Here is a 25803-nt window from a genome sequence, read left to right on the forward strand (position 1 = left end):
CCCTGCATTGGCGCGAGGGGCGATTTCTTAAGAAATCGTTGATCCGCCAGGACCTTCGCAGGGCATGGTTAATAAATTGCAAATTGTGTCGAAATATTTCCAGACGTGGCTAGCTGCGCTTGCGGGCAACGATGCGGTGGATGACCTTGCCGGAGGATGCACTGACGACTTCCGCGTCGAGCAGCAGTTCGGCCGCCGCCAGTTCAGTCCGCACCAACGACGTATCGAAGGCGGCATAGAGCCGGCCATGCGCATCGCGCGCATCGTCGCCTCGGGTGACGCGCCAGCTCAGATAGAAGACGCCGCCAGGTCGCACGAGTTCGAGCATGCGGCGCACCGACGGCGCGATCAGCGCGGGATCGAGATGCATGATCACGGTCTCGCACAGCACATTGTCGAAGCTGTTGGCGGCGATGCCGGATAACTCGGGCAGTTCGGCCTGGGTGAAGCGCAGCTTCGGATAGCGGACACGAGCCTCGGCGAGCAGACCCTCCGAGGCATCAAATCCTTCGACCGGAAAGCCGCTGGCATTCAGCCAAGCCACCTCGCGGCCGCTGCCGCAGCCGATGTCGGCGGTCGCACCACCCTTGATGAAGAACTGCGCGACGATCTCCTGGAGATCGATCGGCGCCGGCTGGTCGTGCCAGTCCTGCGCAAACGCCGCCGCCTCCTTGTCATAAGCGGCGAGCGTCGCGCGGTCCATCGATCAGCCCTCGATTTTGGAGAAGTCGGCAACCGCACGGGTGGCGGCACGGATTTCGTTGAGCAGCTTCAGGCGGTTTTCGCGCACCTTGGGATCGTCGTCGTTGACCTTGACCTTGTCGAAGAACGCATCGACCGCGGGGCGCAGCTTGGCCATCGCGCTCATCGCGGCGGCGAAGTCCTCCTTGGCGACGGACGCGGAGGCCTCGGTCTTCACCTGATCGATCGCCGCCGCCAGCGCCTTCTCTTCGTCGAGCTTGTAGAGTGCAGCGTCAGGCGCGCCGTCGAATGTGCGCTTGTCCTTCTTCTCCTCGATAGCGAGGATGTTGCTGGCGCGTTTTGTTCCTGCGAGCAGGTTCTTGCCGTCGTCGCTGTCGAGGAATTTTCCGAGCGCCTCCACGCGGCGAACGACGAGTAGGAGATCGTCCTGGCCGCCGAGCGAGAACACGGCATCGACGAGATCGTGACGCGCGCCCTGTTCGCGGAGTTGGACCTTGAGTCGGTCGGAGATGAAGGTGTTGACGCCGCCCGCATTCCACGCATCAAATGCTGATTGAAGCGTTCCTCGAACCGTATCAGCCGGCTTGGCCCAGGCCTCTACCCCTGCGCGTACATGTGAGTTGCCCTGTTCCACGTAGCCGGCAACCGCATGACCTAAGACCTCGGCTAGATGAACGCGACGCTCGCTGCCAATCAAGATTCGAATCACGCCCAAAGCTGCGCGGCGCAGCGCATAAGGATCCTTCGATCCCGTCGGCTTCTCATCGATCGCCCAGAATCCAACCAGCGTATCGAGCTTGTCCGCCAGCGCCACAGCAACGCTCACAGGATCGGTCGGCACGCGATCGGTCGGCCCCTGCGGCTTCCAGTGTTCCTCGCTCGCGGCGGCAACGGAGGCATCCTCGCCCTGTGCCAGCGCGTAGTACTTGCCCATCAGGCCCTGCAATTCGGGGAATTCGCCGACCACTTCGGTCAGCAAATCCGCCTTGGCGAGACGCGCGGCGCGTTTGGTCTTCTCGACGTCGGCGCCGACCAAGGGCGCGATCTCGGCGGCAAGACGCTCGATGCGCTTGATCCGCGCAGCCTGGGTGCCGAGCTTCTCGTGGAACACGATCTGCTCGAACTTCGGCAGCCGGTCCTCGAGACTGGTCTTCAGGTCGGTCTCGTAGAAGAATTTCGCGTCACTCAGCCGCGGGCGGATCACGCGCTCATTGCCGGCGACGATGGTCTTACCGCCATCGGGCGCCTCGATGTTGGCGGTCAGCACGAACTTGTTGGTCAATTTCCCCGTCTTGGGATCCCTGACCACGAAGCACTTCTGGTTGTTGCGGATGGTGGCGCGGATCACTTCATCGGGGATCGACAGGAATTCCTTCTCGAACGATCCCATCATCACGACAGGCCATTCGACCAGGCCGGAGACCTCATCGACCAGCACCTGATCCTCGACCAGTTCGAGGCCCTGCGCGAACGCCAGCTCCTTGGCGTCCTCGACGATGATGTCCTTGCGGGCCTGCGGATCGAGGATGACCTTGGCGGCCTTCAGCTTGGCCTCGTAGTCCTCGAAGCGGCGCACCGGGATCGCGCCAGGCGCCATGAAGCGGTGGCCGTAGGTGGTCTGCCCGGCCTCGATGCCGTCGACCGAGAATTTCACGACATCGGGCTCCTCGGTCTCCAGACCGAAGGTCGCAATGATCGAATGCAGCGGCCGGACCCAGGTCAGGGAGCCCGACTTCGCCGAGCGCGCGCCCCAGCGCATCGATTTCGGCCACGGGAAGGTGCGGATGATGACCGGCAGGATTTCGGCGATGACGTCGATCGCGGGGCGGCCGGGCTTTTCAATCAGCGCGATGTAGAAGTCGCCCTTGGCATCCTTCTGGATCTTGGCTTCATCCAGCGACGTGAGACCGGTCGCTTTCAGAAAGCCCTGCACGGCAGCGTCCGGGGCGCCGATCTTCGGGCCGCGACGCTCGGACTTCAGGTCGGGCTGGCGCGCCGGGATGCCGTGCACGGTCAGCGCGAGGCGGCGCGGGGTCGCGAACGCTTTCGCGCCTTCATAGACGAGGCCTTCGGCCACGAGCTTGTCGGTCACCATGCGGCGCAGATCGTCCGCCGCCTTGGCCTGCATGCGCGCGGGGATTTCTTCGGAGAACAGTTCGAGGAGAAGATCGGGCATCAGACCGCCCTGCCCGTTTCGGTGTGGATCCACGCCTCGCCGCAGGCCTTCGCCAGGTCGCGCACGCGCCCGATATAACTCTGCCGCTCGGTCACCGAGATGACGCCGCGGGCATCGAGCAGGTTGAACACGTGGCTCGCCTTGATGCACTGGTCGTAGGCCGGCAAGGCCATCAGATGTTCCTTCCGGTTGCCGCCGTCACGCCATCCGGCGGCGAGATATTTGCGGCAGGCCTCTTCCGCCATCTTGAATTGCTCGAACAGCATCGGGGTGTCGGCATATTCGAAATTGTGCCGCGAATATTCCTGCTCGGCTTGCAGGAAGACGTCGCCATAGGTCACCTTCTCGGCGCCCTCGCGGCCGTTGAAGTTGAGGTCGTAGACACGGTCGACGCCCTGCACATACATCGCGAGCCGCTCGAGCCCGTAGGTGAGCTCGCCCGCCACCGGCGCGCATTCGACGCCGGCGACCTGCTGGAAATAGGTGAACTGGCTGACCTCCATGCCGTCGCACCAGCATTCCCAGCCGAGACCCCAGGCGCCCAAGGTCGGGCTCTCCCAATCGTCCTCGACGAAGCGGATGTCGTGGATGGCCGAATCGATGCCGATCGCGGCCAACGACTTCAGGTAGAGCTCCTGAAGGTTCGGCGGCGACGGCTTCATGATCACCTGGAACTGGTAGTAGTGCTGGAGACGGTTGGGATTTTCACCGTAGCGGCCGTCCTTGGGCCGCCGCGAGGGCTGCACATAGGCCGCATTCCAGGGCTTCGGACCCAGCGCGCGCAGCGTGGTCGCGGGATGGAAGGTGCCGGCGCCCATTTCCATGTCGTAGGGTTGCAGGATGACGCAACCCTGCTCGGCCCAGAACCGCTGGAGAGCCAGGATGAAGCCCTGGAACGAACGTTCCGGGCGCATGTGGTCAGGCAGGGCGTCCATCGTTGGAATCGATCTCGCGAAGGGGTGTGAAAACGCGCGGGACCGTATCGGCGGCAGCCAATGGAATCAAGGCGATGCCGGAAAATCCGGCACCGCCCTTTTGCGGTTTTGAGCGCTGGTTAGCCCGGGCGATAGGCCCCGGTCACGGGGTCGCGGCGCAGGGTCTTGATTTCGCTCGCGTGCGCGGTCTCGGCGACGCGCGACAAGCGCGCCTCTTCCAGTTCCTGGTTGATCCGGACGGCCGTCTTGTAAGCCCAGCGGACCACGGCCAGGCCACCCAGGACGCCTGCGAATGCAATCAGCGGCGGCATCGGTCGATCCTTGTCGTTCACGTCTGTCAGGCCCCCAATACCCCTATTCTCGCGCAACCCGGCCTGCGCCGCAATCGCACTTTTGGGGCTAAATGGCGCGCTCAAATCCCCGTGTTCAGAGCCCGAATCGGGCCCAAATCGCCCGTGTTTCCAATGCCGAGATCAGGTCGTCCGGCAGACCGGCAAGCCCGTCCAGCGCGAGCTGTCCCGCCCCCGGGGCCCGGCGACCGAGCAGGCCGGACAATAGGCCGGTCGCGGGCGCGATCACCGGGGTCAGCACCTTCTCGCCATAGCGGGCCCGCAAGGTGGAGCGGAGATCGCCGATGCCATCGGCAAGCCCGAGGCCGATAGCGGTCTCGCCCGCCCAGTATTCGCCGGTGAACAGCACGTCATCGGCCGCCTTCAGCCGGCTGCCCCGGCTCTGCTTCACCAGGTTGATGAAGGTGGTGTGGATTTCGCGCTGGATCGTCTTGAGGCGGGCGACGTCATCAGGGTTTTCGGGCAGGAACGGATCGAGCATCGCCTTGTGGCTGCCGGCCGTGTAGAGCCGCCGCTCGACCCCGATCTTCTTGATCGCCTCCTGGAAGCCGAAGCTGCCGCCAACCACGCCGATCGAGCCCAGGATCGAGGACGGGTCGCAATAGATCTCGTCGCCGGCGCAGGCAATCATGTAGCCGCCGGAGGCCGCGACATCCTCCGCGAACACCAGGACCGGCAGCTTCTTCTCGGCCGCCAGTTGCCGGATGCGCAGATAGATCTGCCGGGATTGCACCGGCGAGCCGCCCGGCGAATTGATCACCAGCGCCACCGCCTTGGCATTCCTGGTGCCAAAGGCGCGCTCCAGCATCTTGGCGACGCCCGAGAGCGTCATGCCCGGTCGCAGCGGCGTCACCGCGCCGATCACGCCTGACAGCCGCACCACCGGGACGACGGCCGTGCCGCGCCGGAAGCGCGCCGGAAGCATTCCCTGCACCCGTTCGAGCAGTCCCGAACGTCCCTGGGAAAGTCCTTGGCGATCACTTCTTTGTTCACTCATGCCGTTACCTCGAATTAACCACTTTTTATCACGCCACTGTCATTGGATTCCGTGGAACGCGTTTTGCATTTTGTCATTGGGGTTGCAATTCGCGGCGGAGAGGGACCATGAAGATCTATCTGCTGATTTTGCTGATCGGAACATTGCTGACGGCAATCCATTTCACGTCGGCGCCGGAGCGCCAGTCGGAAACGGCCTCGCAGTAACTAAGTGCCAATCACGGCTGGGCAGCGCTGCTGCCCACTAACGCCGCGCCAGCGGCAATTCTCCTTTTCCCGCCAAAATCTCCTGCACCCATTTATTGGGCACGCCTGACCCTTCATTGAGCAACAGCGCGGCATGCAGCCGCGTCGGCGCCCGGCCCCCCTTGGTGGCCCGCACCAGGATTCGGATCGCCGGCGAACTCGCCTCGCCGTGAACCGGCAGGATCTCGAGGCTGCCAAAGCCGCGATCCAGCGCGGCCAGCACCTCGGCGATCCCATCGGCCCGCCAGATCATCGCAAGCTGCCCGTTGGACCTGAGAATCCGCCGCGCGACGTGAACCCAGCCGGCCAGCGTGGTCGCGATCGCGACATGGGCACGCTCCCGAACGCCGTCCGGCGAGGCGCGGTGCCGCGCCGGATCGTTGAACGGCGGATTCATCAGCACGACGTCGGCACTGTCCGGCCCGAGGCCGGAATCAGCGAAGGCGGAGGCGCCGGCCTCGACGTCGAGCACGGTCACCTCGGCCTTGATCGCATTGGCGCCGGCGTTATTCCGCGCCAGCTCGGCCAATGCGGGATCGATTTCAACCAGGACGAGATCGATGCCTCCCACCCGCCGTGCCACCGCAAGCCCGGCGGCGCCGACGCCGGCGCCGAGATCGACGACGCGGTCGCCCGGTCGTGCCGGGGTCGCGGCCGCCAGCAGGATCGCGTCATGGCCGGCACGATGGCCGCTGCGGGGCTGCCGCAGCCGCAACTGTCCGCCGAGAAATCCGTCCTCGGTGATCTCGATGGCCGGCGACTCCTTCTTTGGCCCGCGTTCTTCACGCGAACCGGGGCCCACTTCGCTTGAAATCGCTCTAATCATCGGCGCGCAATTCGTGGCCCAGACCGGCATCGGTCAAAAGCTGGCGGGCCTCGAGGTTGTCGTCCTCATGCACCAGGATCCGCCGCGGCAACACGCCGAGCGAGCCCTCGATGATGCTCATGTTCTGGTCCAGCACCAGATGATGGATGTTAGCGCTGTCGAGCAACGCCCCGATGGCGGAGACCAGCACCACGTCATTGGTCCGTACCAATTCCCACAAAATACGCTCTCCTGTCGGCCCGGCTGTGCGGCCAATGCGTCACATGTCAACAACTTCGTGGCCTTGCCGCTGCCCCGCGCAGTTTCTATTGTTATAGCTGAGCATAGTGCGTATTCGGCAAAATTGGAGACCAGCGTGGCGGTTATTGTACCCTTCGAAAGCCCGTCAAATGCTTCGATCGACGGGCTGGTGGGACTTGTCGCCGCCGACATGGAGCGCGTCAACGCGACGATCCTGTCGCGGACCGGCTCCGAAGTCACCATGATCCCCGAGGTCGCCAATCATCTGATCTCCTCGGGCGGCAAGCGGCTGCGCCCGATGCTGACCCTGGCGATGGCCCAGCTCTCGGAATACTCCGGCGACGGCCATATCAAGCTCGCCGCCGCGGTCGAGTTCATGCACACCGCGACCCTGCTGCACGATGACGTGGTCGACGAGAGCGAGCTGCGCCGCGGCAAATTGTCCGCGCGGATGCTGTGGGGCAACGAGGCCAGCGTGCTGGTCGGCGACTTCCTGCTCGGCCAGGCGTTCCGGATGATGGTCGAGGTCGGCTCGCTGCGCGCGCTCGATATTCTCTCCGCGGCTGCCGCCACCATCGCCGAGGGCGAGGTGATGCAGCTGGCTGCCGCCAAGAACACCGCGACCACCGAGGACGAATATCTCGCCGTGATCCGCGGCAAGACCGCCGAGCTGTTTGCCGCCGCCTGCGAGGTCGGCCCCGTCATCGCCAACCGGCCCAAGGCCGAGCAGACCGCCTGCCGCTCGGTCGGCATGAATCTCGGCATCGCCTTCCAGCTCGTCGACGACGTGCTCGACTATGGCGGCAAATCCGCAAAGCTCGGCAAGAACGTCGGCGACGATTTCCGCGAGGGCAAGATCACGCTTCCGGTGGTGCTCGCCTTCCGCCGCGGCAACGACACCGAGCGCAAGTTCTGGATCCGCGCGCTGGAGCGCGGCGAGATCGGATCGGACGACCTCGACCACGCGATCGGGCTGATGACCAAGCACCGCGCCCTCGAGGACACGATCAGCCGCGCCCATCACTATGGCGCAATGGCCGTCGACGCACTGGCGCTGTTCCCGCCCTCGCCGATGAAGACCGCGCTGGAAGAAGTCGTCGCGTTCTGCCTCGCGCGCACGCACTGAGCTAGCAAGGCAAGTTCACGACCGCACAAACGGTGTCGTCCCGGCGAAGGCCGGGACCCATACGCCGCGGCGGGAGTTGGAGACGGGACTCGTCGTCCCGACGTCGCATCACAAGCCGCATCGGTGGTTATGGGTCCCGGCCTTCGCCGGGACGACATCGAGCTTTGCGACAGAGCCTTCATACCATCGTTCGTCGCGCTACTCCCTCACCGGCACCCAGATCTCCAACCCGCCATTGCCGGTCGACGCATCGAACCTCTCGTCGTAGCGCTCGAAGTTCGGCGCGTCGGCAACCTTCATGCCGGATTGCGGCAGCCAGCGATTCCAGATCGTGTTGTGGGTGCGTCGGATAGTCGAGATGTGCTCTGAGTGGGTGAACACCACGTAGTTCTGCGCCGGGATCCGGACCCGCGCGAACTCGCGCGGCAGGTCGGAGAAATCGGCGACCTCGACGCCCGCGATGTAGTCGAAATTGCCGGCATCATCGCCGTTGCAGCACACGCCATAGGCACCATTGCCGACCTGGCGAGGAATATGCGCGCATTGCTGGTGGAAGCTACTCCACTGGTTCGGAATGCCGGCCGTGCTGTCATTGGTGTGGTTGTAGCGCTCGCCGATGCCGGCGACGAGGAACGCCTTGCCGGTCGCCATCCGCGGCGGGTCGATGTGATCGAGGGCCGTCGAGATCATGGAGATCGGCTCCTGGAGCTTGAGCTTGGTCAGGCAGGTCGTCGCGCGCACCGTCTCCGGCGTGACGCCGAAATGGTCACGGAACGCGCGGGTGAACGCTTCGTGGGAGCCGTAGTCCGCGTCGAGCGCCAGCGTGAGGATGTCGGGCGCGCCGGCCGCGAGCTCGCGCGCGGCCTCGCTGAGCCGGCGCGCCCGCACGTAGCGCATCACCGAGAACCCGGTCGCCTCCGCGAACGCCCGCACCAGATGGAAGCGCGACACCCCGGCGACGGCCGCGATGTCGTCGAGCGTCAGCGACCTGCCGAGATGGCCTTCGATGTACCAGAGTGCTTTCTGGGCTGGGTTCATGGACGACGGCTTTCCTGCAAGTCTCGGGCATCATGCTCGGCCGCCGCGCGTGGCGTTTGACAATCCTTGCTGCGCAGCGGCGAAACCGTGATTTCGTTCCGCGGAAATTTATCCCAAAGGCGTTGCTGGCAACACCGTTGCAATCGTGCATACTCGCTGACGCATCGATCCGACGGCTCATCAAGCTGCCCGAAAATCAAGACTGCACGAGCCGCCGGCCAGCATGTCAGGGAGGACAATGATGCATCACCGACTGGTTAGCTATGCCAACTGTCTCAAGTCTGCGGCGCTCGCGGGGCTCTTGACCATCGCGGTCGCAAGCGCGGCCAACGCACAGAAGAAGTACGACCCGGGCGCGACCGACACCGAGATCAAGGTCGGCAACATCATGCCCTATTCGGGGCCGGCGTCAGCCTATGCCACGATCGGCAAGACCGAAGCGGCCTATTTCAACAAGCTCAACAGCGAAGGCGGCATCAACGGCCGCAAGGTCAACTTCATCTCCTACGATGACGCCTACAGCCCGCCGAAGATGGTCGAGCAGGCCCGCAAGCTGGTCGAGAGCGACGAGGTGCTGCTGATCTTCAATCCGCTGGGCACGCCGGGCAATACCGCGATCCAGAAATACATGAACGCCAAGAAGGTGCCGCAGCTGTTCGTCTCGACCGGCGCCGCCAAGTGGAACGACCCGAAGAACTTCCCGTGGACCATGGGCTGGCAGCCGAGCTACCAGGTCGAGGCCCGCATCTATGCCAAATACATTCTGCAGAATTATCCCGGCAAGACCATCGGCGTGCTCTATCAGAACGACGATTTCGGCAAGGACTACCTGAACGGCCTGCATGACGGGCTTGGCGATCAGGCCAAGAAACTGATCATCGTCGAATCCTCCTACGAGACCTCGTCGCCGACGGTGGATTCGCAGATCGTGCAGATCAAGGGCGCCAATCCCGACATCTTCGTCAACATCGCAACGCCGAAATTCGCGGCGCAGGCGATCAAGAAGGCCGCCGAGTTGGACTGGCACCCGGTGCAATTCCTCACCAACGTCTCGGTCTCGATCGGCGGCGTGATGAAGCCGGCCGGCTATGAGGCGAGCCAGGGCATCCTGTCGACCCAGTATCTGAAGGACCCCGCCGATCACGAGTGGAAGAACGATCCGGCCATGAACGAATGGCGCGCCTTCATGACCAAGTGGTATCCCGAGGGCGACCAGAACGACGCCTCGACCGTGTTCGGTTACGGCGTCGCCAAGGGGCTGGAGCAGGTGTTGCGGCAATGCGGCGACAACCTCACCCGCGAGAACCTGATGAAGCAGGCGGCCAGCCTCAACTTCGAGATCGGCATCTATCTGCCCGGCACCAAGATCAGGACCGGGCCGGACGATTATGCACCGATCGAGCAGTTGCAGATGATGCGCTTCAAGGGCGAGAGCTGGGAGCGGTTCGGCCCGATCATGAGCGGCGAGAAGAACAGCTAGGGCGCAGCTCCACAACTCGAGGCTTCATGATGCCCGGCCTTGCGCCGGGCATCCACGTCTTCGACACGATTCGCGCGCAAGCTATTCCACTGGCAAGACTTGGGACAGCAAGACTTGGGACAGCATGGGACAGCATGCCTTGCAGGAGCCCGGACGGAAGCGATGGCGGACCCAGGCTGAAGTGTCCGGCCAGCACGACTCCAGGCACATCCTGCGACTGGAAGGACAACAACAATGAAAATCACCGACGTCCGCGCCCACCACATCCGCATTCCCTACGACGCGGGACCAGCGAGCTTCCGCCAGGGCGCTTCCGCGATCTCCGCGCTCGACATGGTGCTGGTCGAGGTGTCGACCGACGCCGGCCTGACCGGCTGGGGCGACGCCTTCGCCTATGTCTGCCCGAAGACCAGTTGCATGGCGGTCACCGAGATGATCGCGCCGCAGGCACGCGGCCTCGAAGTGCCCGATGCCGCCCGGATTCCCGCCGTGATGGAGCAGATCCAGCGCAATCTGCACCTGTTCGGCCGCTACGGCATCACGATGTTCGCGATCTCGGCGCTCGACATCGCGCTGTGGGATCTCGCCGGCAAGGTGAAGGGCGAGCCGCTGCATCAACTGATCGGCGGCGCCAGGCGCAGCACGATCCCGGCCTATGCGAGCCTGATGCGGATCGGCAATTCCGCGCATATCGCCGCCGAATGCAAGAAGGCGATCAAGCTTGGCTATGCCGCGATCAAGCTGCACGAGACCACCGTGCCCGCGGTATCAGCCGCGCGCGAGGCGATCGGCCCCAACGTGCCGCTGATGGTCGACATGAACTGCCCGCTGGATGGGCCGGCGGCGATCCAGTTCGCCCGCGACTGCAAGCAGGCCGCGCCGATGTTCCTGGAGGAGCCGGTCTGGCCGCCGGAGGATTTCGCCACGCTCGCGGAGGTGCGACGAGAAGGCCGGCTCGATATCGCGGCCGGCGAGAACGCCTGCACCGTGCATCAATTCCGCCAGATGATGACCGCCGGCGCGGTCAGTCACGCGCAGCCGTCGGTGATCAAGGTCGGCGGCGTCACCGAATTCCTGCGGGTGGCCGTGCTCGCCGACGAGTTCGGCGTCCAGGTGATTCCGCACTCGCCCTATTTCGGGCCGGGCTTCCTCGCCACCCTGCATCTGATGGCGATCCGCGACGAGGGGCTGATCGAGGTGTTCTTCATGAAGCGCCCTGCCTGCCTGTGGGGCGATCGCATCGCTGTCGACGCCCATGGCCATGTCGCCGTGCCGCAAGGCCCCGGCCTCGGCTACGAGCCGGATCGCGACGTGATGGAGACGTACCGGGTGGCGTAGAACGAATCCTTCGCTCCTCGCAATGACGGTGCGCTACTTCGTCCCATCCTTCGCGGCAGGCGCGGCATCCTTTGCCGGCGCCGCGTCGGCTTTCTTCTTCAGGTCCTCGGTCAGCTTGACCTGCGCGGCCTGCAAGTCGGTGACGAGCTTCTGCAAGCCCGAGACCGAAATCTTCAAGCTCTCGATCTGCCGGTTGGCGGCGTCGAGCTTCTGCTGGTGATCTGTCGTCAGCTTGGTGATGGTCTTCTGCAAGAAATCGACATTGCTCTGCAAGCAACTCGTGCGCCGCTCCATCGTCTTCTCGACGGTGCAGATCTCGATGCCGGGAACGTCCTGCGCATGCGCGGTTCCGACGGCGCCAAGCGCAAGCGGCATGAGCAAGACAAGTGCATAGCGAGCGATCATCGGCATCCCCAATCAAGCGCGTCATTCACAGATTTGTGCACGCGACGCAGAAAGCAAGGCACACATACCACACTGAAACCGCATTCGAGCGGTGTGCTTCATTTCATTACGGGGACTACTCGTGGGGACGGGGGCCTTCGGAACTTGTTTGGTTCGACCCCTTTTGGCTCGACCTTGGGCAGTGGAGACAGATCGCATGGCTACGCGCGAAAAACGGCTGGCGCAATTCGATGGCAATGGCGAACCTTCGCCGGAACAACGCGTGGAAGTGCTTTGCGAGGATCATAGCGGAACGTATCAGCTGCCGTTCGCGTGCCGCTTCGTCAACGGCCAGTGGCGGAATGACGCAACCGGCGGCACGCTGGAAGCCAATGTCATCGCGTGGCGCATGCCGCGCGAGAAGCAGGCGGGCATCGCCTGAGCCGGTTAGGCGCACTCAATACTCACGATCCTCGCACGAGCACGTCGCGTTCGTCGCGGGGATCACGGCGTGTGCTGTTTCAAAACGCGACGCGCACGCCGATCGTCTTAAGATTTGGAACGCGGATGGAACGAACCGCGTCCGAATCACTGATCGAGCGCTGTACTCCGTTGTTCACGGCTAGATGTGGTCATCAGCCCGGCGCAGCGCACCACATACAGAAGCATGACGATCGGCCGCACCCAGCGGCCGACCACAAAGGTTAATTCCTCCGCGGACGACATCGCGAGCCCCTCTCTGATTTTCAGTGGCGATCATTCCCATGGGGTGACCGGCGGCACCGTCTCGGTCGCCGGCGGCACATCGACGGTCTTGAAATCGGCGGGGCTGACGATCTCGAGATATTCCATGTCCTTCGAGTAATCGAACAGATAGTGGGTGATGCCGGGACGCTGATGGATGACGTCGCCGGCCTCGACCAGCGTCTCCTTGTCCTCGTACATGAAGCGGGCCCAGCCCTTGGTCATGATCACGATCTGAAAGTCGCACAGATGCTTGTGCCAACCGGTGCCGTGCTCGGGCGGCAGATCGGGATTGGCCTTGACCAGATGGCAGATCACCTGCCCGCTGGTGGCATCGGCAATGCCAAGATCGCGATACAGGAAGAAGTCGCGCAGACCTCCGCCCTTGAACTCGGTGTCACCGGGTTTGACGTGGGAGAATTTGCTGACGACGGCGTGCTGGTTCATTTCAAGCCTCCACGGTTCTCGTGTTCGCGAGATCGCGGCGCGGCTCGGCGTCCAAATTTTCGGCAGCGTCGCATCGTCGCGGTCACAGCTCGAATCTTGCTATGCGAAATCCTTGCCAGCCCGCTCGCGCCGCGGCGATCGGTCTCGCCGCTCGCGGCCATCGCCGCGGAAGCATCTGGCATGAGGCACGAATTCGCGTTCGGCGCGTGCTGCGCTCGATCGTCGCGCGGCGCCGATGCCTGGCGCCGGCGGCACGTCCGTTGAGCATTGCTTGCCCGCAGCTTGAGCCGCCGATGCGGGCTGCTCCTGGCATGCGCTGCCTAATATTCGACCTCGAGCTCCTCGACATCGGCAGGCTCGGCCTTCGCGGCCTCGATCCATTCCTGCATCTCGGGCATCGCCACGATGGTCCTGGCATAGGCCGCGAGGCCGGGGTCGAGCTTCACGTCATAGGTCATGAAGCGGGTCACGACCGGCGCATACATCGCGTCCGCCATGGTGCGGCGTTCGCCGAACAGGAACGGCCCGCCGGACTTGGCCAGGCAATCGCGCCAGATGGTGCAGACGCGGTCGATGTCGGCCTGCGCCCGCGACCAGATCTTGAAGCCGGGAAAATGCCCCTTCAGATTGACCGGCAGCGACGACCGCAGCGTGGTGAAGCCGGAATGGATCTCTCCCGAGATCGAGCGGCAATGCGCGCGCTGGATCCGGTCCTCCGGCAGCAGTCCGGCGTGCGGCATGATCTCGTTGAGATACTCGCCGATCGCCAGCGTATCCCAGACCGTCGCGCCCTCATGGCGCAGGCAAGGCACCAGGATCGATGACGACAGCAGCAGCAGTTCGGCCCGCGCCGAGGGATCATCAGGCGCGGTGACCACCTCCTCGAACTCCAGTCCGGCGAATTTCGCCAGCAGCCAGCCGCGCAGCGACCAGGACGAATAGTTCTTGCTGCTGATGGTGAGTGTTGCTTTCGCCATGTCAGTCCCTCACGCCCGAAACCGTCTCGCTGCCGGACGCCGCCCGCCGGTCCAACCGCCGCGCACCCCGGAGCCGGTCATTTTCGCAGCAAGCCACGTGCCAATTTGCCGGGCAGTGAGCCGACCTCTGGCCTCGATATTGCTTGGCAGACCGGGCCACTGGGTGGATGCGTATGATGTCGATGCTGTACCAGGCCTATCAGAACCATATGGACCTCACGGCGCCGTGGCGGACCGGCGCCGCGGCGGCATTGCGTTATCTCAACCTAGCGCCCCGGGGCGCGTCCGACCGGACGTTCGGCCGGCTCGCCGCCGCGCTCGAGCTGATCTCGCGCTCCACCTTGACCTACGCCCGACCCGATTACGGCATCGGCAGCGTCACCGTCGGCAACAGGGAATTGCAGGTCACCGAGGAGGTCGCCTATGCGACGCCGTTCGGCTCGCTGCTGCATTTCAGGAAGGTGGACGGACCGGAGCAGCCGCGGCTGCTGCTGGTGGCGCCGATGTCCGGACATTTCGCGACGTTGCTGCGCGGCACCGTGAAGACGCTGCTACAGGACCACGACGTCTACATCACCGACTGGCACAATCCACGCGACATCCCGCGCAGCGAGGGCCGCTTCGGGCTCGAGGATTACACCGACCATCTGATCGATTTCCTCGGCCAGCTCGGCCCGCGGGCGCACATGGTGGCGATCTGCCAGCCTTCGGTGTCGGCGCTCGCCGCCGCCGCCGTCATGTCGGAAGACAATCATCCGGCGCGGCCGGCGTCGCTGACCCTGATGGCCGGCCCGATCGACACACGGATCCTGCCGACCAAGGTGAACCAGTTCGCCAAGAGCAAGCCGATCAAATGGTTCGAGGACAATCTGATCAACTACGTGCCGATGCAGTGCAAGGGCGCGTTGCGCCAGGTCTATCCCGGCTTCGTGCAGCTCACGGCCTTCGTGTCGATGAACCTGGAGCGTCACATCAAGCAGCACATCGATCTCGCCGACCATCTCGCCAAGGGCGAGACCGACAAGGCCGAGGTGATCAAGACCTTCTACGATGAGTATTTCGCCGTGATGGATCTGCCGGCGGAATTCTACATCGAGACGGTGCGCGACGTGTTCCAGGAGCACCTGCTGCCGCAGGGCATGCTGATGCATCGCGGCCGCCCGGTGAACCCGGCGGCGATCCGGCGCATGGGCCTGATGACGGTGGAGGGCGAGAAGGACGACATCTGCTCGATCGGCCAGACGCTCGCCGCCCAGGACCTCTGCACCGGCGTCCGCACCTATCGCAAGGTGCATCACATGCAGGCCGGCGTCGGCCATTACGGCGTGTTCTCCGGCAAGCGCTGGAACAACGAGATCTACCCGCTGCTGCGCGATTTCGTGCATGTGAATTCGTGAGGGTGCGGACGCTCCCTCCCCGTCATTGCGAGAGTAGCGAAGCAATCCATCGATCCATGCATGCGGAACGATGGATTGCTTCGTCGCTACGCTCCTCGCAATGACGAGTGGCGGCTAGTCACGCCTCTTCCCGAGCTATAGTCTCCCCGGCCACGACGACCCCGCTCTCGAAGAATCGTCCAGGGAGAAACTCCATGCGCGTCCTCACCGGCCTCCGTGCCCTCACGCTCGCCTTGATCGGCGCCGTCGCCATCACATCAACGGCAAGCGCCGCCGAAGTCCATGTCATGATCTCGGGCGGGTTGACCGCGGCCTACAAGGCGCTGGTGCCGGAGTTCGAGCGCAAGACCGGGCACAAGGTGGTGACCGCGTTCGGCCCTTCGATGGGTACCACGGCCAACGCGATTCCGGTGCGGCTTGCACGCGGCGAGCCGGCTGACGTGTTGATCATGGTCGGCTACGCGCTCGGCGACCTGATCAAGCAGGGCAAGGTGGTGGCCGACAGCCGCGTCGACCTGGTGAAATCGCCGATCGGCATCGCGGTCAAGTCAGGCGCGCCGAAGCCCGACATCGGTTCGGCGGACGGCGTCAAGCAGGCGCTGCTGGCGGCGAAATCGGTCGCCTATTCCGACAGCGCCAGCGGCGTCTATGTCTCGACCGAGATGTTCGGCAAGCTCGGGATCGCCGACCAGATGAAGGACAAGGCGCGGATGATCCCGGCGACCCCGGTCGGCGAGATCGTCGCCAAGGGCGAGGCCGAGATCGGCTTGCAGCAGATTTCCGAGTTGAAGCCGGTCAGCGGCATCGACATCGTCGGTCCACTGCCGGAGCCGTTGCAAAAGATCACGGTGTTCTCCGCCGGGATCGCGACCGTCTCGAAGCAGCCCGAGGCCGGCAAGGCGCTGATCAGCTTCCTCGCCTCGTCAGATGCCCGCGACGCGCTGGTGGAGAGCGGACTGGATCCGATTGCCTCGGGTGCCACGCATTAGCGACGTCCATCCATCTCTCTCCCCGTCATCGTGAGGAGCGCGCAGCGCGTCTCGAAGAATGAATCGGCCGCCGGCGAGGCCATCGACCCTTCGAGACGCGCGCAAGTGCGCGCTCCTCAGGGTGACGGGGAAAGGTCGACGACTCGGCTTCCTACCGCCAATGATGCGCGCCATAGGCCAGCAGCAGCAGCACGACGAGCGCCAGCAGCAGCGTGGTCGACTTCCAGAACAGCACCGGGTTGCGCTCGATCAGCGGGGTCGATGACGTCGCCAGATATCTTGCGTTGGGATTGCGCAGGTCGAACAGGAACTCGGAAAAGCTGTCGTAGCGCTTGAGCGGATTGACATGTACGGCACGCTCCAGCGTGCCGTCGACCCAGCGGGGGATCTCGCGGCCGCCATGTGCGGCCGGACGATAGAGCAGCCGGTTGAACTCGGATCGGGTGCGGGCGCGCGCGATCTGCGCGCCATACGGCAAGCGGCCCGTCAGCATCTGATAGGTGACGACGCCAAGCGAGAACAGGTCGGAGCGCGCGGTGCCGCCCTCGCCCAGGAAATACTCCGGCGCGGTGTATTGCTGGGTGCCCAGGATGTCGTCGACGCCCGCAGCCGCCGCCTCCGCGACCCCCGCGATCCGGGTCGAGCCGAAATCGATGATCTTCACCGTACTTGTTTTGTCGATCATGACGTTGTCGGGCCTGACGTCCTGGTGCAGCATCTCCTTGCGGTGGAACGCGCGCAGCCCTTTCGCGATTTGCTCGGTGATGTCGCGCACCGTCTCCAGCGACGGCGCAGGGTTGTCGATCATCCACTGCGTCAGGGTCTGGCCGTCGATGTACTCCATCGTGACATAGAGGAAGTTGCGCCTGCGGGGCGGCAGAAACGGCTTCAGCACATGCGGACTGTCGATCCGCCGCGCGACCCACTCCTCCATCATGAAGCGCTTCAGATAGGCGCCATCGTCGCGCAGATCGATCGAGGGGATCTTGATCGTGACCGTGGTGCCGCTGTCCTCGTCGACCGCGAGATAGATGTGGCTGCGGTGCGACGCGTGCAGCTCGCGCACGATGCGGTAGCCGTCGAACAGCATCCTGGCTTCGAGCAGTGGCGGCAGCGGCAGCCCGGTGGGCTGACCGAACACCTCGCCAGCATCGCCGTCCGGCAATTCGTCGATCCGGATGATCTGCGCGGTGAGATTGTCCGGGCTGCCGTTCTCATACGCCTGTTCGACGATCGATTTCGCGGCGGCGTCGAGGTCGGCGGCGCCGTCCCGGATCGTCCGCGCCAGTTGCCGCGCCGGGACGTGCTCATAGACGCCGTCGGTCACCAGCAGGAACGTATCGCCGCGCTCGAGCGGAAGGTTCTGGTAGTCGATCTCGAGCTGCGGGTTCACCCCGAGCGCGCGGCCGAGATAGCTTTGCTGCGACGAGACCACGACGCGGTGGTCGTTGGTGAGTTGCTCGAGGCTGTTGCCGGCGACGCGGTAGATCCTGCTGTCGCCGACATGGAACAGATGTGCGGTGGTCGACCGGATCACCAGGGCGCTCAGCGTGCAGACGTAGCCCTTGTCCTTGTCGTAGGGATTCTGGCTGCGCCGCGTCTGCGCATGCAGCCAGGAATTGGTCGCCTCCAGCACCCGCTGCGCCGAACTCTTCACCGACCAGGATTCCGAGGTGCAGTAGTAGTCGGTCAGGAAGCTCTTCACCGCGGACTCCGCAGCGATACGGCTGACGCTGCTCGAGGAGATGCCGTCGGCGAGCACCACGGCGATGCCCTTCAGGCCGAGCAGCGGCTCGTCGGGGATCAGCACGCCGTGGAAATCCTGATTGGTGTCCTTGCGGCCCTGATCAGAGAATTGCCCGACCGATATGTTCAGCGCACGCGGCATCGCCTCATGCAGGCCCCATGGATCCCTCCCTGACAGGAGAGACCCATAAGCCGGCCAGGATCAAGCGGCGAGGCGCTCGCGCTTCGGCGCGGTCTTCACATGCGTCGTGTAGAGCGTGAGCCCGGTGAAGGCGAGGCCGCCGGCGAGGTTGCCGAGCACGGTCGGAATCTCGTTCCAGATGAAATAGTCCATGATCGAGAACTTGGCGTGCAGCATCAGCCCGGACGGGAACAGGAACATGTTCACGACCGAATGCTCGAACACCATGTAGAAGAACACCAGGATCGGCATCCACATCGCGATCACCTTGCCGGGCACCGTGGTGGAGATCATGGCGCCGACGACGCCGGTCGAGACCATCCAGTTGCAGAGCATGCCGCGGATGAACAGGGTGGCCATGCCCGCCGCGCCATGCGCCGCGTAGCCCAGCGTGCGGCCCTCGCCGATGTTGCCGATCGTCATGCCGACCTTGTCGGGCTCCGTCGTGAAGCCGAACGTGGTCACGAACGCCATCATGAAGGCCACCGTGAGCGCGCCGGCGAAATTGCCGATGAAGACGAGGCCCCAATTGCGCAGCACGCCGCCGAGCGTGACACCGGGGCGCTTGTCGAGCAGCGCCAGCGGCGAGAGCACGAACACGCCGGTCAAGAGGTCGAAGCCCAGCAGATAGAGCATGCAGAAGCCGACCGGGAACAGCAGCGCGCCGATGATCGGCTGCCCGGTGTTGACGTTGATCGTCACGGCGAACCAGGCCGCCAGCGCGAGGATCGCGCCGGCCATGTAGGCGCGGATCACGGTGTCGCGCGTCGACATGAAGATCTTGGATTCACCGGCGTCGACCATCTTGGTGACGAATTCGGACGGTGCGAGATAGGCCATTCGTAAAATCCCCTTGCACAATTCGGCCGCGCCGGTTGCCTGCCGGAAGCGACGCGGGTTGATTGAAACGCTCATCCGTCCGGGGAGATGGGAGATCAACGATTGCTCGAGGCGCCCGGGCAAGGCGCCTTGATCCCCTCGCCGCGGCCAGCACTGGCCTCGGCAAAATCCGGAGAACGGCAGTCGTCGTTGACTGGTGCAATCAAAAGCAATGGATGTGCCAACCGAAGACGCTGGCCGCCAGGACCAAAAATCGTTCCCGCACAATAGCTTATCGAGTCGGCACGGAAGCCGGCCGGCGCGATGGCGTCGATTTATGCAGCTTGCACAGATGTCGCCCAAGAGATCTGCGCCTATCCATCTCCGTCATCCTGAGGAGCGCGCAGCGCGTCTCGAAGGATCGACGGCCCCGCCGGTGGCCGATTCATCCGTCGAGGCTCGCCCAGCGGCGCAATTGCGCCGCAAGGCTCGCACCCCAGGATGACGGGGAAAGGTCGATGCGCGCTACTTCACCTCGGTGCGAACCGGCGTGTCCTTCAGCCCATTGTTGTCATAGGCCTTGCGTAACGTGCCGTTGGCAATCGCTTGCGTCATGAACTTGGTGACGAAGGCGGCAGCCAGCGGATGGTCGAGCGGCACCGCGACCGCGGTGACGGTCTGCTTGAAGGTCTCGTCCAGCACCCGCGTGCCCGGAATCTTCCTGGCCATCGCGTTGAGCTGATCGCGCGACAGCGCGAACGCGTCGATCTCGCCGTTGTTCAGGAGATTGAAGATCTCGTCATAGGTCTGATAGCCGGTGACCTTGGCGTGCTTGAGATGCGCGATCGCACCGCGCATCGTCGTTGTGGCATTGACGGCCGCGACCTTGACGCCGTCCTGGTCGAGCGCGGCGAAGTTCGTGATCGCGGAGCCCGGCTTGACGATATAGGTGGCGTCGGCGACCTCGTAAATCGGACCGAAGCTCATCTTGGTCTCGCGCTCGGCATCCTTGGGCAGGAAGGTGACGTCCCAGGTCTGCTTCGCCGCCGTGTCGGTGATCTGGCCGGAGTTCTGGTGCACGACATATTCGACGGGGACGCCGAGTTGCGCCGCCATCTCCCTGCCGAGATCGACGGGAACGCCGGCATAGCCGCTCGCGGTCCTGGTCGACCAGAACGCGCCACCGGCCGGACTGATCGCGATCGCGACCCGGAGCTTGCAGGTCGGCGCGATCTGATCGGTCAAGGCGTCGGCATTGGCTGCTGTGGCCATCATAGTCACTCCCAGAACGAGGCCAGCCAGACGCAGCGTGCGAAACGACATCGGACGTCCTCCACGCCGGGTCGCGCGCCCGGCCGGTTGTTGGTCCGGCGACTTGTAGCCCAGCCCTGCGACAGCGGCCAGCCGCCAGCCCCGCGCTGGCGGAGGGCCGCTCAGTGGAGCGACGAATAGCTCGTCAGCCGGCCTGCGAGGCCGGGGTGCGGATCTCGCGCGGCAGGATGATCGCGGCGGCGATCGCCAGCAGGCAAAGCGCTGCGAACGCACGCAACATCATCGCGAAGCCGCCCTGGTCGTACAGCCAGGCCACCAGGCCGACCGAGGCGCCGGCCGCGGTGAAGCCGACGAAATAGCGCACCGCATAGGCCCGCGAGCGCCATTCCTCCGTGGTGTACTTGCCGACCATCGCGTCATTCACCGTCACCTGGCCGAACGCACCCATCACGATGCCGATCGAGACCAGGATCAGCGGCAGATTGGACAGGCTCGCCGCCAGATAGAGGAACGGCGCCAGCAGGAACGACAGCGGCAGCGCCACCGTCTTCAGCGAATGCTTATCGAGCAGCTTGCCGATCGTGTACTGCGTCATCGCGCCGAATACATAGACCCCGGCCGCGATCACGCCGAGCAGCGCCGGACTCTTGGTCAGGTCGGCGAGCCGTTCAGCAAACAGTTTTGGCAGCGCCACCGTCACCGCGTTGAACGTGGTCGAGATCGCGATCACCACGATCAGCAGCGACAGCACCACCCGCCACATGTCTTCCTTGGCGACGCGCACCTGGGCGGCGGCCTGTTTCGAGCCCTTGCGGTCCTCATGCACCACCGTCATCGCGAACGCGATGCCGATCAGCACGGTGACGATTCCGGGGATGAAGAAGGCCCAGCGCCAGCCGAGATACTGGCCAACGATGCCGGTGACCAGCGCCGACGAGGCGACGCCGAGATTGCCCCAGACGCCGTTGATCCCCATCTGCGCGCCGAGCTTCTCGGCATAGGACACGATCATCGCGGTGCCGACCGGATGGTAGATCGAGGCAAAGATGCCGATCGCAAGCAACGCAGCGCCGAGTTGCAGCGGCGTCTGCACGAAGCCGACCGAGATCATCGACAGGCCGATGCCGACGAAGAAGATCACCATCATGTGGCGGCGGCTCCAGCGGTCGCCGAGCCAGCCGGTGATCAGCGAGCCGGCGCCGAAGGCGATGAAGCCCGGCGTCGCGTAGGGCAACAGCTCCGAATAGGCCATGCCGAGCGCCGGGCCCATGATGATGACGGCGGCGGCGAAGATCAGCATCGAATAGTGATCGATGAAATGGGCGGCGTTGACGAAGCAGATCACCCGGCTGGGACTGTTGGTCTGGCTATTCGCTGGACTGTTCATGGGCAGATCTTTCACTGGTCTCTCACGCGATTCTTCAATTGCTTGGAAATAGGTTATAGGTGCTTGTCCTGACGGGATGTCGCCAATGAATATCGCTAAACCGCCAATCAGAGCCCTCCACCAGGACCGGCGCGTCACCGGCGATGGCGTGCACATGGTCGCGCGCAGTTACCAGAAGGGCATCCGTCTCGAGGCACACATGCACCGCGAGGCCCAGCTGGTCTATGCCGTCAGCGGCACCATGCAGGTGACCACGCCGAAGGGGCGCTGGCTGGTGCCGCCGGACCGCGCGGTCTGGGTCCCCGCCCTGCTCGCGCACGCGATCGACGTGCTCGCCGACATCGAGATGCGCACGCTCTACTTCGACCAGACCTGGCTCGCGCGCGAGACGCGCAGCACAAGCCTCGACCACGAGTTCGTGGTGCGGGTCTCGCCGCTGGTGCATCAGGCGATCCTTGCGCTGTTCGACACCCCATGCGGGCGCGAGCGCACCGATCTGCTGATCAGGCTGGTGATGCTGGAACTGCACCAGGCCGAGGATTCCGCGACCTTCATCCCGCTGCCGCAGGAGCCGCGCTGCCGCCGCGCCGCCGACATCGTGCTGGCCGACCCGACCAAGGACCATGAGATCGATGCGCTGGCGCGCACGGTCGGCACTTCGGCGCGGACGCTGTCGCGGCTGTTCACGGCGGAGACGCAACTCTCGTTCAAGAGCTGGTGCCAGCGCGCCCGCATCGCGGCTGCGATCGAGCGGCTGTCGACCAACGCGAACGCGTCGATCAAGCAGGTCGCCTCCGACCTCGGTTATGCCAGCGTACCGGCATTTTCCCATGCGTTCCGCCAGGTGACAGGCAAGACACCGACCGCGTTCGCGGAGAAAACGTGAACGCGGTTTGTCACCGGGCGCAGCCAAGACGAATGATAAGGCGAATTATACCGTTGTCGCGCTGCGACATATTTCCGTACGATCCATGCGCTTGATTGCAGTCCTCCCGACCTTAAATCCCGTGTAAGGTCCGGCTTCACTGAATGCGACCCGCTGGATACGACCTGCTCATGGCCAACGCCTTCTTCTCCGATCTGCTCTCGACGATTTCCGAACGCGGCCGCGTCCTGCTCGGCCGCGCCAGTCCCGCCGACGACAAGCAGGATGCTTCCGAACTGCTGGAATTGTGCGAGGCGCTGCTGTCCGGACGCGGCGAGGCCTCCGGGACGGCGATGGCGCGCGAGGTGCTCGATCGCTACCACCACCTCGACGCCGCCGGCCGGCTGTCGTTCTTCCAGACGCTGGCGCGCGATTTCGGCCCCGATCACGCCAGGCTGGCGCAGGCGATCGAAAGCTGGCGCGCCAATGGCAAGGACGCCAGCGACCTGCATTTCGCCTCCGAGCCGCGCCGCCAGGAATTGATCCGCCGGCTCAATCGGGCGCCGGGCGGCACCGGCGAGCTGGTGTCGATGCGGTCGGATCTGCTTTCATTGATGAAGGGCAACAAGGACCTCGCCGCGTTCGATCGCGACGTGGTGCATCTGCTCTCATCCTGGTTCAACAGGGGATTCCTCGTGCTGCGCAGGATAGACTGGTCGTCGCCGGCCAATATTCTGGAGAAGATCATCCGCTACGAGGCCGTGCACGAGATCCGCGACTGGGACGATCTGCGCCGCCGCATCGATCCGGTGGATCGGCGCTGCTACGCCTTCTTCCACCCGGCGCTGGCCGACGAGCCCTTGATCTTCGTCGAGGTCGCACTGACCGAAGCCATTCCGGGCGCGATCGCGCCGCTGCTTGCCGAAGAGCGCGAGCCGGTGCCGGTCGAGAAGGCGCGCACCGCGGTGTTCTATTCGATCTCCAACACCCAGCGCGGCCTTGGCGGCATCTCCTTTGGCAGCTTCCTGATCAAGCAGGTGGTCGAGGAACTGCGCCGCGAATTGCCCAAGCTCGACACTTTCGTGACGCTGTCACCGGTGCCGGGCTTCATGCAGTGGGTCAAGCAGGCCGACGACGTGCCGCTGTCAGATGAAGACCGGCAACTGCTGGAAAGCCTCGGCAAGCCCGACTGGTCCGAGAACGCCGAACTCGCGACGCAACTGCGCGCCGTACTGGAGCCGCTTGCCGCCTACTACTTCCTGAAGGCGCGCACGCCGAAGGGACGCTTGATCGATTCGGTGGCGCGGTTCCATCTCGGCAATGGCGCGCGGCTGGAGCGGATCAACTGGCTCGGCGACCTCTCGCCCAAGGGGCTGCGCGAATCCGCCGGCGTCATGGTCAACTATCTCTATCGCCTCGACGACATCGAGAAGAACCACGAGGCCTACGCCAACAATGGCGATGTGATCGCCTCCAGCGCGGTGAAGAAGCTGCTGAAGGGCGAAGGCCGGCGGCTGCTGGATATGAGGTTGTCGTAAGCAGCAGCCGCACTTTCCACGTCATTGCGTGCCAACGGGTCGCGCGCACGCGCGCCCGATCACAGGCTCCGCGAAGCAATCCATAGTTCCGCACCGGCAGCATAAATTGCTTCGTCGCTTTGCTCCTCGCAATGACGACATAGCTTCTCGAGCCAGCACTTCCGTCACGCCACTGCGGACCGCGGCCGCAGCGTCGCCGGCACATGTGTGTCGATCCAGGCTGAGATCGCACGCTGGTTGCGATGGTAGAGCAGTCCGGCGGCGATCACGGCAATGCCGATCAGCGACAGCGAGAACGGAAACCACAGCGAATCCTTGAACACGACGTCGGCGAGATGCCCGAGATAGAGGCAGATGCCGAACGCGCCGAACACCGCATAGGCGCGCCGCATCAGGATCACGGCGAGCGCGACAAGGCCGACATTGAACAGGCAGTACAGCGCCCTGCCGAGTTCGGTCGCGCTGCTCGACGCGGTAATCCCGCCCCAGAACGCCATCAGGCCGAACAGATGCAGCCAGAACGCAAAGTCACCGCTGCGGCTGCGATAGTCGACGATCCAGGCCACCGCGAGCACCGCCAATCCGAACCAGACCGACACCCGGCGCCGGGTCTCGAAATCGGCATAGGCAGTGCCGCTGAACCACGGCGCCAGGTCCATCGACATGAACCACAACGCGACCGCGATGATCGCGACGATGAAGGCGAAGCGGAAGTAGCGCAGCGCGACGACGCCGGCGACGACCGTCGCGACCTCCATGAAGATCCAGCTGCCCTTCACCCAGACGTAGAAGTCCTGCACGGTGCCCGGCTTGCCGAATTTGCCCCACCAGCCCAGCTCGTCCTGGATGCCGTAGACCGCCAGCGGCGCCATCGAGACCGCGAACGCGATCAGCAGGCCGCCGGGAACCCGTAGATTCTTGTCGTGCCAGAGATAATGCCCGGCCACGGTAAAACCGACCGCGTAGGCAATCGCACAGGCCGTGAGCGCCCGGCCGCCCATCTGGGTGAAGGCCAGGGTCGAAAACAGACCCATGGCGCCGATCACGATCAGCGCACCGGCGTACCAGAGCACGTGCGCGGCATCGAATTTGGCGGGCGCGCTTGCGTCACCGACGGCACCACCATTCGCCAGGAAGGCCAGCAAACGTTCCAGGTCGGCAGGGCTGATCACCCCAGCCTCGGCGGCTTGGCGGAGATCCTTCGCTGAATACGACATGGGCTTTCCCTTACGGCCGGTTCCCGCGCCTTCGCGACAAACCGACGGCGTGCTTCTCCACATCAGTATACTCAAACATGAGCAACGTTCAATAACTATTTGAGCGACGCTCAAGAATTGTGATCCCGGATCGGCCAATTTACCTCGAACCGGCCGTTTGGGCATGGGGTCTGCGGAGACCGACGCCCCGGCCAACCGTCGTATCGGGTGGCGCCGCTGCCCGATACGACGCCTCTATCGCGTGACGATATTGCGAGAGACACAAGACGATCGCGCCAACGGGCGGCGACATGATCGTCGCGCAGACAGTGAACGAGTAGCTCGAGAGCGATGGCGGACGATCGTTCGGCAGGCCACCAGGGCAAATCCGAACGCGCGCCTCCGTCG

24 protein-coding genes are annotated in these 25803 nt (G+C 64.3%); 8 read left to right on the plus strand and 16 right to left on the minus strand.

All coding sequences use genetic code 11. The annotated features are described in order from the left end of the window. Positions 1-109 precede the first annotated feature (109 nt). The 7 genes from CWS35_RS34095 to CWS35_RS34125 all read right to left on the minus strand — a co-directional run bounded on the left by CWS35_RS34095 (position 110) and on the right by CWS35_RS34125 (position 6451). Positions 110-703, minus strand: a complete 594-nt coding sequence (locus CWS35_RS34095) for a bifunctional 2-polyprenyl-6-hydroxyphenol methylase/3-demethylubiquinol 3-O-methyltransferase UbiG (RefSeq protein ID WP_100955555.1) — start codon at positions 701-703, stop codon at positions 110-112. Positions 704-706: 3 nt separating this feature from the next. Beyond that, positions 707-2878, minus strand: a complete 2172-nt coding sequence (gene glyS / locus CWS35_RS34100; RefSeq protein WP_100955556.1) for a glycine--tRNA ligase subunit beta — start codon at positions 2876-2878, stop codon at positions 707-709. Next, positions 2878-3813: a glycine--tRNA ligase subunit alpha gene (locus tag CWS35_RS34105; protein WP_100955557.1), complete on the minus strand. Its 936-nt coding sequence runs from the start codon at positions 3811-3813 to the stop codon at positions 2878-2880. The genes glyS and CWS35_RS34105 overlap by 1 nt, the downstream gene beginning before the upstream one ends. A gap of 119 nt (positions 3814-3932) precedes the next feature. Continuing rightward, positions 3933-4124: a hypothetical protein gene (locus CWS35_RS34110; protein ID WP_024579947.1), complete on the minus strand. Its 192-nt coding sequence runs from the start codon at positions 4122-4124 to the stop codon at positions 3933-3935. A 115-nt stretch (positions 4125-4239) separates the two neighbouring features. Further along, positions 4240-5160, minus strand: a complete 921-nt coding sequence (locus tag CWS35_RS34115; protein ID WP_100955558.1) for a S49 family peptidase — start codon at positions 5158-5160, stop codon at positions 4240-4242. Between the two features lie 243 nt (positions 5161-5403). Continuing rightward, positions 5404-6231, minus strand: coding sequence for a tRNA1(Val) (adenine(37)-N6)-methyltransferase (locus CWS35_RS34120; RefSeq protein WP_245438784.1), 828 nt, complete (start codon positions 6229-6231; stop codon positions 5404-5406). After that, on the minus strand, positions 6224-6451 hold the full coding sequence (locus CWS35_RS34125; protein WP_100955560.1) for a DUF2007 domain-containing protein: 228 nt from the start codon (positions 6449-6451) through the stop codon (positions 6224-6226). Before CWS35_RS34125 ends, CWS35_RS34120 begins: the two co-directional genes overlap by 8 nt. Before the next feature lie 135 nt (positions 6452-6586). Here CWS35_RS34125 and CWS35_RS34130 point away from each other — a divergent pair, with 135 nt between their 5' ends. Beyond that, on the plus strand, positions 6587-7597 hold the full coding sequence (locus CWS35_RS34130) for a polyprenyl synthetase family protein (protein ID WP_024579943.1): 1011 nt from the start codon (positions 6587-6589) through the stop codon (positions 7595-7597). 198 nt (positions 7598-7795) lie between these two features. Here the strand turns inward: CWS35_RS34130 and CWS35_RS34135 are convergent, their stop codons facing one another. Beyond that, entirely contained in the window at positions 7796-8635 is an 840-nt protein-coding gene (locus CWS35_RS34135) for an AraC family transcriptional regulator (protein ID WP_024579942.1), read from the minus strand. A 238-nt stretch (positions 8636-8873) separates the two neighbouring features. On the opposite strand from CWS35_RS34135, the gene CWS35_RS34140 reads away from it, so the two are divergent. After that, complete coding sequence (locus CWS35_RS34140; RefSeq protein ID WP_024579941.1) at positions 8874-10115, plus strand: ABC transporter substrate-binding protein; 1242 nt, start codon at positions 8874-8876, stop codon at positions 10113-10115. Positions 10116-10349: 234 nt separating this feature from the next. After that, a complete protein-coding gene (locus tag CWS35_RS34145; protein WP_100955561.1) occupies positions 10350-11453 on the plus strand; it encodes a mandelate racemase/muconate lactonizing enzyme family protein in 1104 nt (367 codons plus the stop codon). A gap of 33 nt (positions 11454-11486) precedes the next feature. On the opposite strand, the gene CWS35_RS34150 is transcribed toward CWS35_RS34145, so the two are convergent. Beyond that, the gene (locus tag CWS35_RS34150; RefSeq protein WP_100956904.1) at positions 11487-11858 is read right to left on the minus strand and encodes a hypothetical protein; all 372 of its coding nucleotides are present in this window, start codon (positions 11856-11858) and stop codon (positions 11487-11489) included. A gap of 196 nt (positions 11859-12054) precedes the next feature. On the opposite strand from CWS35_RS34150, the gene CWS35_RS34155 reads away from it, so the two are divergent. Next, positions 12055-12279, plus strand: a complete 225-nt coding sequence (locus tag CWS35_RS34155) for a hypothetical protein (protein WP_024579938.1) — start codon at positions 12055-12057, stop codon at positions 12277-12279. Between the two features lie 314 nt (positions 12280-12593). Here CWS35_RS34155 and CWS35_RS34160 read toward each other — a convergent pair whose 3' ends face one another. Both CWS35_RS34160 and CWS35_RS34165 read right to left on the minus strand, forming a co-directional pair. Continuing rightward, entirely contained in the window at positions 12594-13028 is a 435-nt protein-coding gene (locus CWS35_RS34160) for a cupin domain-containing protein (RefSeq protein ID WP_024579937.1), read from the minus strand. A gap of 320 nt (positions 13029-13348) precedes the next feature. After that, positions 13349-14005, minus strand: a complete 657-nt coding sequence (locus CWS35_RS34165; RefSeq protein WP_100955562.1) for a glutathione S-transferase — start codon at positions 14003-14005, stop codon at positions 13349-13351. 173 nt (positions 14006-14178) lie between these two features. On the opposite strand from CWS35_RS34165, the gene CWS35_RS34170 reads away from it, so the two are divergent. Both CWS35_RS34170 and CWS35_RS34175 read left to right on the plus strand, forming a co-directional pair. After that, the gene (locus CWS35_RS34170) at positions 14179-15402 is read left to right on the plus strand and encodes a polyhydroxyalkanoate depolymerase (RefSeq protein WP_024579935.1); all 1224 of its coding nucleotides are present in this window, start codon (positions 14179-14181) and stop codon (positions 15400-15402) included. A 194-nt stretch (positions 15403-15596) separates the two neighbouring features. Next, positions 15597-16391: an extracellular solute-binding protein gene (locus tag CWS35_RS34175; protein ID WP_100955563.1), complete on the plus strand. Its 795-nt coding sequence runs from the start codon at positions 15597-15599 to the stop codon at positions 16389-16391. Positions 16392-16542: 151 nt separating this feature from the next. Here the strand turns inward: CWS35_RS34175 and CWS35_RS34180 are convergent, their stop codons facing one another. The 4 genes from CWS35_RS34180 to CWS35_RS34195 all read right to left on the minus strand — a co-directional run bounded on the left by CWS35_RS34180 (position 16543) and on the right by CWS35_RS34195 (position 21796). Next, entirely contained in the window at positions 16543-18279 is a 1737-nt protein-coding gene (locus CWS35_RS34180; protein ID WP_100955564.1) for a bifunctional protein-serine/threonine kinase/phosphatase, read from the minus strand. A 60-nt stretch (positions 18280-18339) separates the two neighbouring features. Continuing rightward, entirely contained in the window at positions 18340-19158 is an 819-nt protein-coding gene (locus CWS35_RS34185) for a formate/nitrite transporter family protein (RefSeq protein WP_024579932.1), read from the minus strand. Between the two features lie 504 nt (positions 19159-19662). After that, the gene (locus CWS35_RS34190) at positions 19663-20409 is read right to left on the minus strand and encodes a transporter substrate-binding domain-containing protein (protein WP_100956906.1); all 747 of its coding nucleotides are present in this window, start codon (positions 20407-20409) and stop codon (positions 19663-19665) included. Positions 20410-20593: 184 nt separating this feature from the next. Beyond that, complete coding sequence (locus CWS35_RS34195) at positions 20594-21796, minus strand: MFS transporter (RefSeq protein ID WP_024579930.1); 1203 nt, start codon at positions 21794-21796, stop codon at positions 20594-20596. An 85-nt stretch (positions 21797-21881) separates the two neighbouring features. Here CWS35_RS34195 and CWS35_RS34200 point away from each other — a divergent pair, with 85 nt between their 5' ends. Beyond that, positions 21882-22682: a helix-turn-helix domain-containing protein gene (locus CWS35_RS34200; protein WP_024579929.1), complete on the plus strand. Its 801-nt coding sequence runs from the start codon at positions 21882-21884 to the stop codon at positions 22680-22682. Between the two features lie 170 nt (positions 22683-22852). Continuing rightward, on the plus strand, positions 22853-24199 hold the full coding sequence (locus CWS35_RS34205) for a malonyl-CoA decarboxylase (protein ID WP_100955565.1): 1347 nt from the start codon (positions 22853-22855) through the stop codon (positions 24197-24199). 164 nt (positions 24200-24363) lie between these two features. On the opposite strand, the gene CWS35_RS34210 is transcribed toward CWS35_RS34205, so the two are convergent. Next, a complete protein-coding gene (locus tag CWS35_RS34210) occupies positions 24364-25416 on the minus strand; it encodes a hypothetical protein (protein WP_100955566.1) in 1053 nt (350 codons plus the stop codon). Positions 25417-25803 lie beyond the last annotated feature (387 nt).

Origin of the sequence: Bradyrhizobium sp. SK17 (assembly GCF_002831585.1) — a bacterium.
GTDB lineage: Bacteria > Pseudomonadota > Alphaproteobacteria > Rhizobiales > Xanthobacteraceae > Bradyrhizobium.